General features: G+C 60.0%; 15 protein-coding genes and 1 tRNA gene. 8 read left to right on the forward strand and 8 right to left on the reverse strand.

Annotation, left to right across the window (positions count from 1 at the left end; translation table 11 throughout):
- Positions 1-225 precede the first annotated feature (225 nt).
- Positions 226-2,850, reverse strand: a complete 2,625-nt coding sequence (gene alaS, locus UC34_RS16075) for an alanine--tRNA ligase (RefSeq protein WP_044456338.1) — start codon at positions 2,848-2,850, stop codon at positions 226-228.
- Positions 2,851-3,095: 245 nt separating this feature from the next.
- Here alaS and UC34_RS16080 point away from each other — a divergent pair, with 245 nt between their 5' ends.
- Positions 3,096-4,319 (forward strand): CaiB/BaiF CoA transferase family protein, encoded by a 1,224-nt coding sequence (locus tag UC34_RS16080; RefSeq protein WP_044456339.1) that lies wholly within the window; start codon positions 3,096-3,098, stop codon positions 4,317-4,319.
- Positions 4,320-4,541: 222 nt separating this feature from the next.
- Complete coding sequence (gene aqpZ, locus UC34_RS16085) at positions 4,542-5,234, forward strand: aquaporin Z (RefSeq protein WP_044456340.1); 693 nt, start codon at positions 4,542-4,544, stop codon at positions 5,232-5,234.
- 28 nt (positions 5,235-5,262) lie between these two features.
- Here the strand turns inward: aqpZ and UC34_RS16090 are convergent, their stop codons facing one another.
- Complete coding sequence (locus tag UC34_RS16090; protein ID WP_237165126.1) at positions 5,263-6,585, reverse strand: Nramp family divalent metal transporter; 1,323 nt, start codon at positions 6,583-6,585, stop codon at positions 5,263-5,265.
- A gap of 115 nt (positions 6,586-6,700) precedes the next feature.
- Between UC34_RS16090 and UC34_RS16095 the strand changes: the two genes are divergently transcribed.
- Positions 6,701-7,327: a hypothetical protein gene (locus tag UC34_RS16095; protein ID WP_044456341.1), complete on the forward strand. Its 627-nt coding sequence runs from the start codon at positions 6,701-6,703 to the stop codon at positions 7,325-7,327.
- 76 nt (positions 7,328-7,403) lie between these two features.
- Here UC34_RS16095 and UC34_RS16100 read toward each other — a convergent pair whose 3' ends face one another.
- Genes UC34_RS16100 through UC34_RS25890 form a run of 4 tightly spaced genes read right to left on the reverse strand, consistent with a single transcriptional unit; the run spans position 7,404 to position 9,374 of the window.
- Positions 7,404-7,988, reverse strand: a complete 585-nt coding sequence (locus tag UC34_RS16100) for a hypothetical protein (RefSeq protein ID WP_044456342.1) — start codon at positions 7,986-7,988, stop codon at positions 7,404-7,406.
- Between the two features lie 57 nt (positions 7,989-8,045).
- Positions 8,046-8,414 carry a hypothetical protein gene (locus tag UC34_RS16105; RefSeq protein WP_044456344.1) on the reverse strand — a complete coding sequence of 123 codons (369 nt, stop codon included), beginning with the start codon at positions 8,412-8,414 and terminating at the stop codon, positions 8,046-8,048.
- Positions 8,411-8,581, reverse strand: a complete 171-nt coding sequence (locus tag UC34_RS16110; RefSeq protein WP_072617493.1) for a zinc ribbon-containing protein — start codon at positions 8,579-8,581, stop codon at positions 8,411-8,413. The genes UC34_RS16105 and UC34_RS16110 overlap by 4 nt, the downstream gene beginning before the upstream one ends.
- A 13-nt stretch (positions 8,582-8,594) precedes the next feature.
- Positions 8,595-9,374 (reverse strand): CBS domain-containing protein, encoded by a 780-nt coding sequence (locus UC34_RS25890; protein ID WP_237165127.1) that lies wholly within the window; start codon positions 9,372-9,374, stop codon positions 8,595-8,597.
- A 695-nt stretch (positions 9,375-10,069) separates the two neighbouring features.
- On the opposite strand from UC34_RS25890, the gene UC34_RS25450 reads away from it, so the two are divergent.
- Together UC34_RS25450 and UC34_RS16125 are read left to right on the forward strand one after the other, a co-directional pair.
- The gene (locus UC34_RS25450; protein ID WP_072617494.1) at positions 10,070-11,056 is read left to right on the forward strand and encodes a hypothetical protein; all 987 of its coding nucleotides are present in this window, start codon (positions 10,070-10,072) and stop codon (positions 11,054-11,056) included.
- A 401-nt stretch (positions 11,057-11,457) separates the two neighbouring features.
- The gene (locus UC34_RS16125) at positions 11,458-12,270 is read left to right on the forward strand and encodes a hypothetical protein (RefSeq protein WP_052811093.1); all 813 of its coding nucleotides are present in this window, start codon (positions 11,458-11,460) and stop codon (positions 12,268-12,270) included.
- On the opposite strand, the gene UC34_RS16130 is transcribed toward UC34_RS16125, so the two are convergent.
- A protein-coding gene (locus UC34_RS16130; protein WP_167370682.1) for an IS3 family transposase occupies positions 12,262-13,460 on the reverse strand; the annotation gives its coding sequence in 2 pieces (ribosomal slippage) (positions 12,262-13,145 and positions 13,145-13,460; 1,200 coding nt in all). The genes UC34_RS16125 and UC34_RS16130 overlap by 9 nt on opposite strands.
- A 94-nt stretch (positions 13,461-13,554) precedes the next feature.
- Between UC34_RS16130 and UC34_RS16140 the strand changes: the two genes are divergently transcribed.
- Together UC34_RS16140 and UC34_RS16145 are read left to right on the forward strand one after the other, a co-directional pair.
- Entirely contained in the window at positions 13,555-13,836 is a 282-nt protein-coding gene (locus UC34_RS16140) for a hypothetical protein (protein ID WP_044456346.1), read from the forward strand.
- 417 nt (positions 13,837-14,253) lie between these two features.
- Positions 14,254-15,062 (forward strand): IS5 family transposase gene (locus UC34_RS16145; RefSeq protein WP_418303906.1). Its coding sequence is split into 2 segments (ribosomal slippage): positions 14,254-14,602 and positions 14,602-15,062, totalling 810 coding nucleotides; the frame shifts between segments, so codons are not numbered across the junction.
- Between the two features lie 32 nt (positions 15,063-15,094).
- On the opposite strand, the gene UC34_RS16150 is transcribed toward UC34_RS16145, so the two are convergent.
- Positions 15,095-15,931 (reverse strand): site-specific integrase, encoded by an 837-nt coding sequence (locus tag UC34_RS16150; RefSeq protein WP_335645744.1) that lies wholly within the window; start codon positions 15,929-15,931, stop codon positions 15,095-15,097.
- A 388-nt stretch (positions 15,932-16,319) separates the two neighbouring features.
- On the opposite strand from UC34_RS16150, the gene UC34_RS16155 reads away from it, so the two are divergent.
- Positions 16,320-16,394, forward strand: a tRNA-Arg gene (locus UC34_RS16155).
- The last annotated feature ends 25 nt before the right edge of the window (positions 16,395-16,419 follow it).

Consider the following 16,419-nt stretch of genomic DNA (forward strand, 5'->3'; position numbering starts at 1 on the left):
ATGAGGCATCGCGTCGATGTCCCGTGGGTACGCTGTCGGTCTGGCGTCGTCGATGGGCATCGGCAGTCGGCCGAAGTCGTGGCGTGGCGTGGCGTGGCGTGGCGTGGCGTTGTGGCATTGTGGCGCCCGAAATGCAAAACGCGCACCGAAGTGCGCGCTTTGTCTTTGCAGCCGGATCTTCCGAGGGTGGCGTCGCCGCCACACCTCATCCCGGTCACGGAACGCTTACAGCTTGCCAGCCACCCAGCCCTGCACACCGGCAAGCGCCTGCGGCAATTGCGACGGGTCGGTACCGCCAGCCTGGGCCATGTCGGGACGACCACCGCCCTTGCCGCCGACTTGCTGCGCCACAAAGTTGACGAGCTCGCCGGCCTTGACCTTGGCGGTCGCGTCGGCCGTTACCCCGGCGATCAGCGTGACCTTGCCGCCTTCGACAGCAGCCAGCACGATAGCGGCGCTGCGCAGCTTGTCCTTGAGCTTGTCCATCGTCTCACGCAAGGTCTTCACGTCGGCACCTTCGAGTTGCGCGGCCAGCACCTTCAGACCGTTCACATCGACAGCCTTCTCGACGAGTTCATCGCCCTGACTCGATGCGAGCTTCGACTTGAGCGCCGCCAGTTCCTTCTCCAGCGACTTGACCTGCTCCTGCACCTGCGCGATACGCGGCGTCAGTTCGGCAGGCTGCGTTTTGAGCGCGGCGGCGGCTTCGTTGATCTGATCGTCGAGCGTCTGCACGAAGCGCACCGAGTTGTCGCCGGTGATCGCTTCGACCCGCCGGATACCGGCAGCAACGCCACCTTCCATCACGATCTTGAACAGACCGATATCGCCGGTGCGCGAGACGTGCGTACCGCCGCACAGTTCGCGCGACGTGCCGATGTCGAGCACGCGCACTTCGTCGCCGTACTTCTCACCGAACAGCGCCATGGCACCGCCCTTCACGGCGTCGTCGAACGACATCAGTGCGGCTTGCGTCGGCGCATTGGCCAGCACTTCGGCGTTCACGATATCTTCCACGCGACGGATTTCGTCGGCCGTCATCGCGGCATTGTGTGCAAAGTCGAAGCGGGTCTTGTCGGCGTCGACGAGCGAACCCTTTTGCTGCACGTGGCCACCGAGCACCTCACGCAACGCCTTGTGCATCAGGTGAGTCGCCGAGTGATTGCGCACAGTGCGCGCACGACGCACGGCATCGACCTGCGCCGTCACGGTCTCGCCCACCTTCAGTTCACCCGATTCCAGCGTGCCATAGTGACCGAACACGTCGGCCTGAATCTTCTGCGTGTCCGAGACACCGAAACGCGCGCCGGCCGTGACCAGCAGCCCCTGGTCGCCCACCTGACCGCCCGACTCTGCATAGAACGGCGTGGTGTCGAGCACCACGATGCCCTGCTGGCCAGCGACGAGCTTGCCCACGCTGGTGCCGTCGACGTAAAGGGCCGTCACCTTCGCGCCTTCGAGCGCGAGTTGGTCGTAGCCCTGGAAACGTGTCTTGTCACCCGTGTATTCGAGCGCCGTGGCCATCTTGAACTTGCCTGCGGCACGCGCCTGCTCGCGCTGACGCGCCATCGCAGCGTCGAAGCCGGCTTCGTCGACCGAGATGCTGCGCTCGCGGCACACGTCGGCCGTCAGATCGAGCGGGAAGCCATACGTATCGTGCAGCTTGAATGCCAGTTCGCCGTCGAGCGTGGTCACGCCACGCTTGGCGAGATCCGCCAGTGCGCCTTCGAGAATTTCCATGCCGTTCTCGATGGTTTCGCCAAAGCGCTCTTCTTCCTGCTTGAGCACGTCGGTCACGCGCTGCTGCGCCTGTGCCAGTTCCGGATAGGCGACGCCCATTTCGGCGACGAGATCCGGCACGAGCTTGTAGAAGAACGGCTTCTTGCAGCCGAGCTTGTAACCGTGGCGAATGGCGCGACGGATGATACGGCGCAGCACGTAACCGCGGCCTTCGTTACCCGGGATCACGCCGTCGACGATCAGGAACGAGCAAGCACGAATGTGATCGGCGATCACCTTGAGCGAGTTCGCGGTGAGATCGGTCACCCCCGTCTCGCGCCCGGCCGCCTTGATCAGGTGCTGGAACAGATCGATTTCGTAATTGCTGTGCACGTGTTGCAGCACGGCCGCGATACGCTCAAGGCCCATACCGGTATCGACGCACGGCTTGGGCAGCGGCGTCATGTTGCCCTGCTCGTCGCGGTTGAACTGCATGAACACGAGATTCCAGATCTCGATGTAGCGGTCCCCGTCTTCTTCCGGGGATCCCGGCGGACCGCCCCACACATCTTCACCGTGGTCGAAGAAGATTTCCGAGCACGGACCGCACGGGCCGGTATCGGCCATCTGCCAGAAGTTGTCCGATGCGTAGCGCGCGCCCTTGTTGTCACCGATGCGGATGATGCGCTCCGTGGGCACGCCCACTTCCTTGGCCCAGATGTCGTAAGCCTCGTCGTCTTCCTGATAGACCGTGACCCAGAGCTTTTCCTTGGGGAGCTTGTAGACCGTCGTCAGCAGTTCCCACGCGTACTGAATCGCTTCGCGCTTGAAGTAGTCGCCAAACGAGAAGTTGCCGAGCATTTCGAAGAACGTATGGTGGCGGGCGGTGTAGCCCACGTTCTCCAGGTCGTTGTGCTTGCCGCCGGCGCGCACGCTGCGCTGAGCCGTGGTCGCGCGCTTGTAGGGGCGCGTTTCGAGGCCGAGGAAGACGTCCTTGAACTGCACCATGCCGGAGTTCGTGAACAGCAGCGTGGGGTCATTGGACGGCACGAGACTCGACGAGCGCACGATCGTGTGCCCCTTCGACTCGAAGAAGTTAAGGAATTTTTCCCGAATGTCTGCGACTTTCATAGCGTGCGTTGGAAGCGTGGGGACCGGGCAAGCTAAGCCTGGCGGGTATTTTGCAAACTTTTGATTATACGGGAAATCGGTCTGGCCACAGCGTCCGCGCGCCAACCGCAGTGCGAAACGGCGCTAGTCAGGCGCGGATCTCGCGACGTAGACTGCCGCCCATGAGTTCCGCGTTGCAAAACAATGTTTCGCACATGCATCATGACCCATTCTCGGATGACGACACCAAAGGAGAAAAATGAACGATGGGCGCGCTAAGTCATATTCGGGTGCTGGATCTTTCGCGCGTATTGGCGGGCCCTTGGGCCACGCAGAATCTGGCCGATCTGGGCGCAGACGTGATCAAGGTCGAGCGCCCCGGCGCAGGTGACGATACGCGCCGGTGGGGGCCGCCTTATCAACGTGACGCCGATGGCCGCGACACGGCGGAGGCCGCGTATTACCTCGCTGCGAACCGCAACAAGCGGTCGTTGACGCTCGACATCTCCTGCGCCGAAGGTCAGGCCATCGTCCGGGCGCTCGCCGCGCAAAGCGACGTCGTGGTGGAAAACTACAAAGTCGGACAGTTGGCGAAGTACGGACTCGATTACGCGTCGCTGCGGGAGATCAAACCGGACCTCGTCTATTGCTCGGTCACCGGCTTCGGGCAGGACGGCCCCTACGCCTCGCGCGCGGGTTACGACTTCATCGTGCAGGGCATCGGCGGCTTCATGAGCATTACCGGCGAGCGCGACAGCCTGCCCGGGGGCGGGCCGCAGAAGGCTGGCGTCGCCATCGCCGATCTGATGACGGGCATGTACGCGACCGTCGCCATCATGGCCGCGCTCACGCATCGCGACCGCACGGGCGTAGGTCAGTACATCGACATGGCGCTGCTCGACACGCAGGTGGCCATGCTCGCCAACATGAACACCAACTATCTCGCGAGCGGCGAGACGCCGGTACGTTGGGGCAACGCGCACCCGAACATCGTGCCCTACCAGACGTTTCAGACGGGCGACGACGGCTGGATCATCGTGGCAGTCGGCAACGACGGCCAGTTCCGCAAGTTTGTCGAGACAGGCGGCGAACCGGCGCTGGCGGACGACGAACGCTTCGCGACCAATCCCCAGCGAGTGCGCCATCGGGACACATTGGCGCCCTTGCTCGCGCAGATGGTCCGCCAGTTCGGCAAGGACGACTGGATCGCCAGACTCGAAGCGGCAGGCGTGCCATGTGGCCCGATCAATACGTTGCCCGAGGTGTTCGCGCACCCACAGGTCAAATCCCGTCGCATGGAGGTCGATTTGCCTCATGCATCGGGCGGCATCGCCAAAGTCGTGGCCAGTCCGATGAAGATGAGCGAGACGCCACCGCTGGCGCGCACTGCACCGCCCACGCTGGGGCAACATAGCGACGACATTCTGCGAGAGCGTCTGGGCTTCGATGACGCAAGAATTGCGCAGCTGCGTACCGACGGTGTCATTTGAACGCGACGGCATCGCGGCACCGACAGTCGCGTCAAGCCACTACGCAATCTGAGGACTAATCCCAAATATCGGTCCGCCAGCACGCCGTCACCTGCGTTGTGATTACCATGCACAGCGCCTTTCGCCGCGCGCTGACGCGCTGTCTGACGCGTGATCTGCCAATGCAGTGCAGCCCTTGAGTCTGGTGCGGCCGGGGCAGCACTTTATTCATTGGAGAAAATCATGTGCAGACGATTGTTGGCTGAGGGATTCGGCACGTTCTGGCTCGTCTTCGGCGGTTGCGGCAGCGCAGTGCTCGCCGCGGCGTTTCCCGGACTGGGCATCGGCTTTGTCGGTGTGGCGCTCGCCTTTGGCCTTGCCGTACTCACGATGGCCTACGCGGTCGGACACATTTCCGGCGGCCATTTCAACCCCGCGGTGACCATCGGGCAATACGCGGGCGGCTTGTTCCCCGCGAAAGATGTCGCCCCCTATCTCGCGGCGCAGGTCGCAGGCGGTATTGCGGCCGGCGCCGTGTTGTATGCCGTCGCCAGCGGTGTGGCGGATTTCTCGGCAACGACTTCGGGGTTCGCATCGAACGGTTACGGCGCGCACTCGCCCGGCGGCTATTCCTTGCTTGCCGGTATCACGATCGAGTTCGTCCTGACGGCGATGTTTGTGGTCATTATCAATAGCGTAGCGTCGCGCCCGGCACTGAGCGGGTTTGCGCCCATCGCCATCGGACTGGCGCTCACGCTCATTCACCTCGTTTCGATTCCGGTGACCAACACCTCGGTCAATCCGGCTCGCAGCACCGGCGTGGCGCTGTTCCAGGGCGGATGGGCCATCGAGCAGTTGTGGATGTTCTGGCTGGCGCCCATCGTCGGCGGCGCGGTGGGGGGCATCGTGTCTCGCGCGCTGCGCGCGCCGGCCTGACGAGAGACGACCGCCGCTCTCGCGACCGTCAAACGACCATGGTGTACACCATCACGGCCACCGAGACGGTCATCAGAGCGGTCGCGACCCATCCGCCAATCGAGACGGCACGCGAGTTGGTCATTTTGCCCACGACCGTCTCGCGCGACGACAGCAGCATGACGATCACCATGCAGGGCACCGCGACGACGCCGTTGATGACCGCACTCCAGTAGAGCGCCTTGATCGGATTGATCGGGCTGAAGCACACGATCGCCCCAAGCACGGTACAGAGCCCGATCACGGCGTAGAACGTGCCGGCCGTGCGGGGCGTTTTGCTCATGCCGCTGGGCAGCTTGAGCGCGCCGGTCAACGCGTACGCCGCGCTGCCTGTGAGCGAGGGAATGGCCAGCAGCCCGCAACCGACCAGTCCGAGAGAAAACAACAGCGTCGCGGCTTTCCCCGCCACCGGTGTCAGGGCGCTGGCGGCCTGGCTCGTGGACTCGACGTTATGCACGCCGTGAACGAAGAACGCGGCGGCGGCCGTCATCATGATGCACACGGCCACGACGTTGGACGCGAGCATGCCGATCCACGTGTCGGCAAGAATCCGCGCCTCCTGCGCTTTGCGCTGGTTCGCGGCCTTCTTGATGGGACGCTCGCTCTCGCGCGACTCGATTTCTTCGACTTCCAGCGCGGACTGCCAGACGAAAAGATACGGGCTGATCGTCGTGCCCAGAATCGCAACGAGTGTCGTGGCATATTCCTTCGTCGGTGTAATCGTCGGCCAGACGACGGCGCGCATGGCCGTGTGCCAGTCGGTATGCAGCACGAAGAGGTTGGCGATGTACGCGAACAGCGCCAACGTCAGCCATTTCAGATATCGCGCGTAAGCCTCGTATTTCAGGCGTATCTGAAGCGTGAGCGTAATCGCGGCGAAGAGCACGGCGTACCAGTAGTTCGCGCCCCCGAGGAGGATCGACGCCGCATCGCCCATGGCCGCCAGATCGGCCCCCACGTTGATGACGTTTGCGAGAATGATCAGTATCGCCATCGCCGTGGCGACCTTTCGCGAATAGTGCCTTCTGACCTCGGCGAGAATGCCGCGCCCTGCCCCGCGACCGATGTGCGCCGAGGCGACCTGGATGCACACCATCAGCGGCACGGTGACGACGGCCGACCACAGCACGTGGTAGCCGAATTGCGAACCGGCTTGCGTGTAGGTGCCAATGCCGCTCGGATCGTCGTCCGCCACGCCGGTCAACAGTCCCGGCCCGAGCCTGCGAAGCAGGGAGCGGGGGCGCTCGTCGGATTGCGTCAGCGACTTTTCTCCCGACGTCGCCTGAGTCGTCTTCATTCGTGTTGTTTTCATTGCGGCCTCTCCCATTTACCGGACTGCCAGCAAAATTCGCGCCAGCAACGAGGCACGGTAATTGCGTGCTTCCATGCCTGACGCAGTCCCTCTTCAACCTCCGCAGGAGAGAAATATGGCAGCCAGCAAGAAGCAACCCAACGAGCACGGCCTTCAAGAGCTTTTGTTTCAGGCGTACGAGACTGAACTGGGCGGAGAGAAGGTTTATGAGGCGGCACTCAAGTGTGTAAAAAATACAGACCTGAAGAAAGAATGGAACGAATACCTTGAACAGACGAGACATCACCAGCAGGTGCTGCTCGACGTATTTTCGGCGTTAGGACTCGACCCTGACGCCCGCACACCGGGGCGCGAAGTCGTCGCGCATCATGGGGCTTCGCTCGTCAAGGCAATCGAGTTGGCCGGTCAGGCTGGCGATCCGGCGCTCGCGGAAATTGCAGCGGCCGAGTGTGTGGTGCTGGCGGAGACCAAGGATCATCAGAATTGGGAACTGCTCGCCACCGTTGCGGAGAAATCGACCGGCGAACTGAGCAAGGTGTTGCAGGACGCGGTGTCTGCCGTCGAGACGCAGGAGGATCACCATCTCTATCACACGATGGGATGGGCCAGAGAACTTTGGATCGATACGCTCGGCTTCCCGGCTGTGTTGCCGCCGCCGGAAGAACGAAAGCACGTCGAGTCCGCCATCGGCGCTGCCCGCGCGGAACAGGCGCGAGACAGCATGGTGCAAAAGCGCCATTGAGCCACAGGCACCGGCGTGTGATGCGGATTGCCGGGGCCGTCTCGCCCCGGCAATCGATGGCGGAAAGTTTGCTGCGTTACGACACGTCGGGTAAATGTTTGGCGCCGACGCGCGAGCGCGAGCCACGTGAATAGCGCAGGCAGCGAATCAGCTCTTCGGCATACGGCAACGCTGCGAACAGCAACGCAGCGGCGAGAACGCCGCCGACGTAGGTCAGCGGAACGTGACTTGGCGTCAACGCGAAGGGCTGCGGCCCGCTACTGAAAATGGCGTTCCGGACCGTCTCGAGATTGGCGCCGATGACCAACGTTACGGCGCAGATGGGGAGCAGTTCCAGAAAACTGTGGATGTGTTGCTCGATGGCGGTGATATCGCGCCGTTGGCGCGCGTAGCTCACATCCCACAAGGCCGTTACCTCATGAAGGACCAGCCCCACGACCATGATCAGGATGACGCCCGGATCGATCTCGAAGATCAGCGCGATCATCAGCGGAATGCCGACTTCCAGCATCTGCGCGAGGTGCATGACTGACTCTTTGGCGCCGGCGTTGGCTTCGATGTGCGTGCGTCGGTGACAGAGCCAGTCGGCGAAGCCGGCCATCAGCCACACGGGAATGATCCCGTAGCGGATGTACATATCGATGAAATCGGCGACTCCCATCACGTCCTCCGCCAACCCCGGCGCCAATGGTCTGCCAACCGGCTGCCAATCATTCTGTCAACCATCGATCCGCAGCCGACACGCCACGTCTGTGACGCCGTGAATGGCGCGCAGTTTGCTGACGAGTCCGTCACGGATGTCGGGATGGACCACCCATCCGTCGAGCGTCACGATGCCGCCGTCGTCGATGCTGAAGGTCACGAACGCATAACGTCCATCCGCCGGGTCGCGCAGCATTTCACTGATCTTGCTTTGGAGGCGCCCCGCGACAGGGCTGCCCTGCCCGCCCGGGCCGATGTCTGCGTCGCTGTCCTGCGAAGACGAGTGGGGCATGGGTGTGGGCCCCTGACCATCGGATGCCGTCGTGTTCGGCGGGTCGACGGGTTCGTCCTGAAGGAGATAGCCCTTCTTTTTCGGATTGGTCATGGGTGTCTGTCGTGCCAGGGCTCGTTGCGCCGCGCGTCGAACTCGGCGTTACCGCAGTGCGGGCATTTGGGTATGACGTGGCCCTTGGTCACATGCGTCGTGCGATGGCAGCGGGCACATCGGAAGTCCCCTGACTTTTCGGCGCGTTCACCGGCGGTGGCGGACATGGCTTTCCTGCCCTCATCGATTCGGTTCCGAAGGCGTGGACACCTCGCTGATTATCTTGCCGCAGGTAGCATCGTCGCTGGCCTTCGTGGCGATATCGCCCATCGAGACCATGCCGACGAGCTTCTTTTGGCTATCGACGACGGGCAAGCGGCGAATTTGCTCGCTGCACATGGTGTCGCAGGCCTCTTCTACGGAGTCGTCTTCGCGGCACCAGTGAGCGCCTTCGGACATGGCGTCGCCGACCTTCGAGTCGGGGCCTTTGCCGGCGGCGACGCAGCGTACCGAGATATCCCGGTCGGTGATCATGCCTTCGAGGTGACCGTTTTCACAGACGGGGAGCGCACCGACGTTCAGGTCCGCCATCAGTTTGGCCGCGTGTTGAATCGTGTCGCCATTGCGCACGAAGGCGGGGTCGCGGGTCATGACGTCACGCAGGCGTTGGTTCGATGCGGCATGGGAATGATGCGATGCATGTTGCTGCATGGTGAAACCTCCTATATATCGATGCGTGGGATGCGCGCGCTTCCTGGGATTCGCGCAAACGTGGGGCGCACCGGCGTCGGTCCGCCCCGCAATCGGAGGCATGCAGTTTGTATGCCATCGCCGGGAGACGACTACGCAGGCGCCGTCAGAAGCCGGGACATGCGGAATTTGCACCGCGTTGCAGATTTTGCGTGAGATGACGATGAGGTCGTGTTGCGCGAGGTCGTCGTCGTGCGTCCACAGGCAGATCTGCCGCAAAGCGCGAGCGAACCGCCTATTTCGCATCTGGAGCGGCGCAGGCGTCGTCAAGAGAGCGGTTTTTGCTATACTCTTGCGCTCGCGAGTCCGGAACGGCGCGCGATGCCGAAGCGCGTCGCCGGCGTCTCGAAAATAAAGCAGCGGCGACGCGAAATGGCTGCTCGCGGAGCGATCCGGAGTGATACGTTAGGGGTATCACAACATCCCGGAAAGCCCCGTGGAATAAGGCGATGCCTTTGATTTCAAAGGACATCGCGCTACTGGATAGAACCCAGTCTCTCCCTGTAGTTCAGTTAATAGAATGACAAGATAAATAACTGATTTTTAAGGGATTTCCAATTTGCTGTAGCAAATTTGTAGCACTTGTAATTCGCTGTGGGTTGTGTATGTGACAGCGGAAATGGCTTTATTTTCTGGGCTGAAAGCTTCCGGTTTGGGGTGCTCTAAATCCAGAATTTATAAGCATTGGCTTTGCCTTCCCTGACTACAAATCTAAGACGTTTCCTTATTGGTTCAGACATTGGACGCAATCAAAGACGTCCAACATACGCACGGATTCCCCAAGCCCCCCCTAATCTGGGGCATTCGCGACGATTTCATCAACGCTCTGCTCGATGAACCGTTCATGCGGAACCCGCCTACCGCTCGCCTAAGTTGCGACGATTACGATATGCTGCTACGGACCATCCGCGCAATGTGATTGCGAACGAGTTGGACTTTGAAGTCGGACTGATCCACACCCAAATATGCAGGCCATCGGCTACGAAAACACGACGACAACACTTCCGAACTGGGTACCTACTGTTCATAAGGAGCAGCCCCGAGGCTACGCCTATGCAAACGCCGGTTACAACATCCACATCTACGGAAAGGGGGATTCGCTATACACGATTTCCACTGGTCTAACCGCAAGCCAAGGTGTTTCGGTTGGTCCAGTTGAGGACTGGGCAAGGAAGGCATTTGGCTCAGCAAATCCGTCTCGGATGCAACACGCGGTTGGCGAAGTGACAACTGGTGTTTGGAGACCGGGGTTGCTGACGCCGACTGAGATACATCAGGCACTACAGACGAGCCATTACGAACAGCGCACTGCCGAACAGGCGTTACGGATACTTGTAGAAAAACTCGATGAGATACTCCTGTTCATTGAGCCATCGCCGACCGGACTCAAGTCATACGGTCATAAAACCCGAGAGTTGCTGATCCTCGCTTGCACCGAGATCGAAAACAGTTGGGTCCGCTATCTTTCGCTTGCCGGGCACTCCACAGGTCGATTCACGACAAATCATTACGTGCGATTGCTTGGACCATTGCACCTCGCTGATTACGAGATCGCATTCGCCCTTTTCGATGGGCTACCTGCACTTCGTCCATTCCTCGGCTGGTCGTCTACCAGTCCAACGGCGACATTGCCTTGGTATGACGCATATAACAAGACAAAGCATGATCGTGCTACGCACTTCTCTTTAGCCACACTGGAGAACTGCCTGCATGCGCTCGCAGCGGCCATCGCGCTGTTCTGTGTCCGGTATAGTCCGTTCCCTCTAATTGCGGAGCAAAGCTCGCTCTCAGCGTTAGTACGACAGCACGTTACGATACAACTTCGTGATCCGGACCTGCACTCTTTCTATGTACCTCTGATAAGTTTGCCCAGCACGTACACGAAGGCCCTTATCTGCACTCGCGCAAGTGAATTCGTAGCTCCGTGGGTTCAAATTCCTTTGGTTGTCTAACACGTCCGTTCACGCGACGTTGCTGAATTTGGAGTCAGCGCTGCGATTGTGAATCCATGGAAAAGTGCAGCGTCCACAGGATGGCAAGCACGAGCTCGGACAGCCGGTAGCGACCACGCAACTCAAATCAGGCAGCATGCTATTTCGATGTGAGTTGGTTGTGCCGCTGCGTTTCTAAACGCATTACTACTCTTACCGTCGCGCCCGCTCCTTCCCCTCGTTCACGAGGTCAATTCAAGGAAGTCGTCTCAGCCCCTCACCGGCCCGCGCTCGGTAGCATTTGTTGTTAAGCTTCAACGGTTCAAAGCAGCTATGTAGACGTGAAGTCTGACGCGAGCGGCGAGGCTACGGCAAATGATTACCGCGTAAGTCCAGATAATCGATGCGCAACGAAAGATCCAATGGAACCACCGTTTAAGAAGCACGTTATCAAAACGCTCATCGACGAATCTATTGGGACACACGTTCGGACCAAGTTTGTCACCATCGGGACCTTGCAGAAAAGAATACGGAAGCGTGGTCCTTTCAAACTGCCAGGCATCAAGTCCGATCATCACTATTTTTGCCATGTGCTGGCAGGAATATTGGACTCAATCCCTGAGCTCCCGGATTTCTCCGCAGACAAGAAGATTGCCGTCATGTCCGACTATGGCGGTGAGCATGGCAATGCGCTATACGCGACATATTCGTTTCTGTTCGTCGCACTGGATAAGAATGGACCGTTTCAATCGCACATGCAGAAGCTACGGCGGAAGCACCGGATTAGCAATCCATACAGTGAGTTCAAATACAAAGACCTCAAATATGGCCCGAGAAGTCGGGCGCTCCCTGAGTATTTGGAACTGATCGACAATTTGATTCACGGAGCTATTGTTACCGTCGCGATCGATAAGAAGGTCGGCTCTGTCTTTGGGATGACAATACATGAAGCACACGCATTTGTCGAACAACAGCTTCGTGATGGGGGATTCGGAAATTGGCCTGGCAGCGTTGGAGAGAAAGTCTTGCGCGTGCTGCATATCCTCTCAGCTTTCACAGCGGCATTGACATATGAGCAGCAGCGGTTACTGTGGTACAGCGACACCGATCAAATCAACGAAGATGCGAAGGATCGTTCATTCGCCGACACTCAGAAGCTTTTCGGAAGCGTAGGCGCGATGTACATGACTGGAGTTGCCCCTGTAACTCAGGACAGGCGGACACTGTTAGGTTGATGACACCGCATTACGCCTGAACTCGCGAGGCGAGCGGTATTTCAAGGCTTTGTGCGGGTGGCGCTCATTGTAGTGTTCAAACGCGATTGCCAGACGCGAGAGCGCTGTTGGTGCGTCAGGCTTGTCCATATAGGCGACGTAATCGTGCTTCATGGTCTTCACGAACGATTCGGCCATGCCATTGCTCTGCGGCGAACGGACCGGCGTGGTCAGCGGCTCAAGACCCAGTTCGCGAGCGAAGCTGCGCGTGCGGTAGTCGATGTAGGCCGAGCCGTTGTCCGTCAGCCATTCGATGGGGTGCGCGGCCTGCGTGGTGCCGAAGCGCTGTTCGACGGCGGCCAGCATCACGTCTCGCACCACATCACCGCTATGCCCGCCGGTCGTTGCGGCCCAGCTAATCGCCTCGCGGTCGCAGCAGTCCAACGCAAACGTCACGCGCAGCGGCGTACCATCGTCGCACCGGAACTCGAAGCCATCGGAGCACCAGCGGGTGTTGCTGCGCTCCACGGCAACGCGACCGTCATGCCGCCGCTTGTCTTGCCGCACGCCGGGGCGGCGCAGCAGCAACTGATGCTCCCGCATGACCCGATACACGCGCTTGACGTTGATGCACGGCGCACCGCTCTGCTCCCGACTGCGGCGCAGCAGCGCCCAGACACGCCGGTAGCCATAGGTAGGAAGGTGCGCCACATGGGCCTGAATCTCCTCGACCAGCCCGGCATCGTTGGTCACGCGGGCACGGCGACCATCGCGCCAGTCGGACGAGCGAGCTCGCTTGACCGCCACGGCAGAGCGCGCCACGCCGAGAACTTCGCAGACCGTCTTCATCGGTCGTCCCCCGGCAGCAAGGGCGAGCGCGCAATCAGGTTTTTTGACCGGCCCCATTCCACGGCTTCTTTCAGGATTTCGACCTCCAACGTCTTCTTCCCGAGTAGCCGTTGCAACTCCTTGATTTCCTTGATGGCGGCGGCTAGCTCAGATGCCGGTACAACGGTTTCACCCGCCTTCACCGCCGCCAGACTGCCTTCCTGGTATTGCTTGCGCCAGCCGAACACCTGGTTGGCATTGACGCCGTGCCGACGTGCAACGGCCGACACCGACGCTCCCGGCTCCAATGTTTCCTGCACGATGGCGATTTTTTCCTGCGCCGTGCGCCGACGACGGCGCTCCGGCTCGGTCAGAATTTCGATGCTTTCCACGTAATGACTAGGCTTACTGATAGGCACAAGACTATCCCTTATTTTAAGAGAGTCCTCGTGTCCTCAGATACGTGGGGCCGCTCCAATGACACACAACTTCGATGTGCTCGGGTTCGGAAAATCCTTTCAGGAAAAAAGTTATCTTGACGACTTACTGAGCGTGCCTGATCTAGCCGCAGGAATGTTGCAGGACCTCCTCACCGGGCAGGACACTGGGGGCGAAATTCCTGGTGGGAACGAAAAGTTGGCAGTTCTGAAGTGGCTCGCGACACCCGCCACACATCTGTCGAAGATTCATGTGCGGATCGCGCCTAAGGACGACGGCACATATGAAGGCCATATTCTGACACTTGAGCGGAAATGGTGACTGCCGAGCGCACGCCGTGATGTGCCCTTACAGTCAGCCGCACACGATGCGTCGGCCAGCGAATACCACGGCAAGACATGATGACGATGCGCAAGAAATTAGGACGTATCTGCCGCAGGATTCAGCACTTGCAATCCGTTTTTTCCTAAACGCCCCCATACCTTCTAGGGCGTTGGCGTGCAGGACGAACGTACGAGTGCATGGGAATTTGGCACTAGCTGCATGGCCTCGGTCCCGAGTCCTCTCGCAGAAAGGCGCTAGCACATAGCGTCCGGCAAGTCCTTTTCCAGCTCCACTCCGGCACTGATTGACGTCCGTTGCGCTTACTAAGAGGCCAGTTCAAAAATCCCGAGAGGGGCTGTTAACTTTCGAGGCGACCTGTTAACCTCATGTATCCAGGCAACGGGGACTGAGGGAATGCAAGCGCCGATCATTGACGACGATTTGTGGCAACTGATCGAACCGTTACTGCCAGAGGTGAAGCCTCGCGCGAAAAGCGATCCTGGTCGCCCGCGCGTGCCCGATCGAGCAGCACTCGACGGCATCTTGTTCGTGCTCAAGACCGGCATTCGCCGGAACCATTTGCCGACCCGCCTGGGCTTCGGTTTAGGAGCCACTTGCTGGCGACGATTGAACGCCTGGCAGAAGGCCGGCTTATGGGAGCAGCTACACGAGTTACTGCTGGACAAACTGCGCGCAGCTGGCCAAATCGATCTCTCACATGCCGCCGTCGATTCGTCGTCGGTGCGTGCTGTTGGGGCGGGCGAAAAACTGGCCCGAACCCCACGGATAGGGCGCGACCCGGTTCCAAGCACCACCTCCTCGTAGACGCCAACGGTATCCCAATCGTCGCGATCCTCACCGGCGCGAACGCCGCCGACGTCACCCAGCTGCTGCCCCTCGTTGACGAGATTGCACCGATTCGCGGTGTTCGCGGCCGCCCGCTTCAGAAGCCCGGTATCGTCTATGCCGATCGCGGCTACGATTCCACCCGGCACCGGCGCGCACTGCGCGAGCGAGGCATCAAACCTATGTTCGCCAAGCGTCGGACCGAACACGGCAGCGGGCTGGGCAAATATCGTTGGGTCGTTGAGCGCACCCACTCCTGGCTCCATAGTTTCCGGCGGCTTCGCATCCGCTTCGATCGGCGCGCCGATATTCACGAAGCATTCCTCAAACTCGGCTGTTCTCTCGTCTGCTGGAACATCCTCAGAACACTCAACTGACTTTTTGAACTGGCCTCTTAATCAGACGCGCACTAACCGTTGGCACAACGATTCTTCTTAAAGGGAAGCAGTTTGCCCTTTTCTGCAAGATCTTCAGGTTGAAGGTTCGTGTAGCGCTTCAAATGCCGCCAATCCTTGTGACCGGTAACACCGGCTACCTCGGCTATACCCCAACCCGCTTCAAATAGTGCGCTCGTTGCCTCATGGCGGAGATCGTGTAGGCGCAGGTCGTGAATACCTTTGGCGTCGCACGCCATCTTGAAATACTTACTGGCCGTCTGAGGCGAAAACGGAAAGATGCGCTGCTCGCCGTCGGCCTTAGGCTGCCGTTTGATCACATCCAGCGACGTCCCGATCAGCGGCACCCATTCATGATTCCCGACCTTGTTGCGCGGATCCTTGCGATCACGCACAAGCACCATCCGATTGATTTCATCTAGATCACGCCACTCGATGCGGAAAATCTCGCCGCGCCGGAACCCCGATTGCCCATTGATCTCAATGACATCAGCCAGCGGCAACGTGTATTCCGGATACTCCCGAGCCCACGCCATAATCCTCGCGATCTCACCAGCCGTCGGCCGACGCTCCCGCTTTCCCGCAGCGCCGATCAACCTTAGGTGATGAAGCATTGGCCGAGCCTTGCCGATCACATCCGGCAAGTCGAAGTCCAAGAAACTCGCCGTATGCCGCAGCACCGTCCCGAGCTTCGAGATATCCATATTCACGGTCGCCGCCCCTGCCCCGGCCCTATGCCGTGCCTGAGCGAACTTCACAAGCGTCTTCGGCGTGAGCTCAGCTATCGTGACCGCATTGAAGTGCTCGGCGAGCTGCTTCAGCGTGTAATCCTCAGTAGACTTCTCCCGCACCGGCCGCTTCGATTCCTCACGCAAAACCGGTAGTGCGCAATGATCGATGGCACCAGCGTCTTGGCGGACACCTTGTCCAGATTCCGGCCCTCATCAACCGCTACCTCAATTTTGCGTGCCCATGTCGAGGCCTGCGCCTTCGTTCGAAACGTTTTTGATATACTCTTGCCCTCGCGTCGGACCTGACCGCGCCAACGCGTTCCTACCTGCACAATCGATGCCACTGTCGCCCTCCTTGCTGTAGCAAAATTGTAGCAATGGCGACGTGAAACAGCAGGTTGCGGAGTGATTCGGAGTGATACGTTAGGGGTATCACAACATCCCGGAAAGCCCCGTGGAATAAGGCGATGCCCTTGAGGGCATCGCGCTACTGGATAGCATCCAGTCTCTCCCTGTAGTTCAATGGATAGAACGAGTGCCTCCTAAGCGCTAGATACAGGTTCGATTCCTGTCGGGGGGACCAAGCCCATCGCATCCTCGGGCGCGCT

Origin of the sequence: Pandoraea vervacti (genome assembly GCF_000934605.2) — a bacterium.
Lineage (GTDB): Bacteria > Pseudomonadota > Gammaproteobacteria > Burkholderiales > Burkholderiaceae > Pandoraea > Pandoraea vervacti.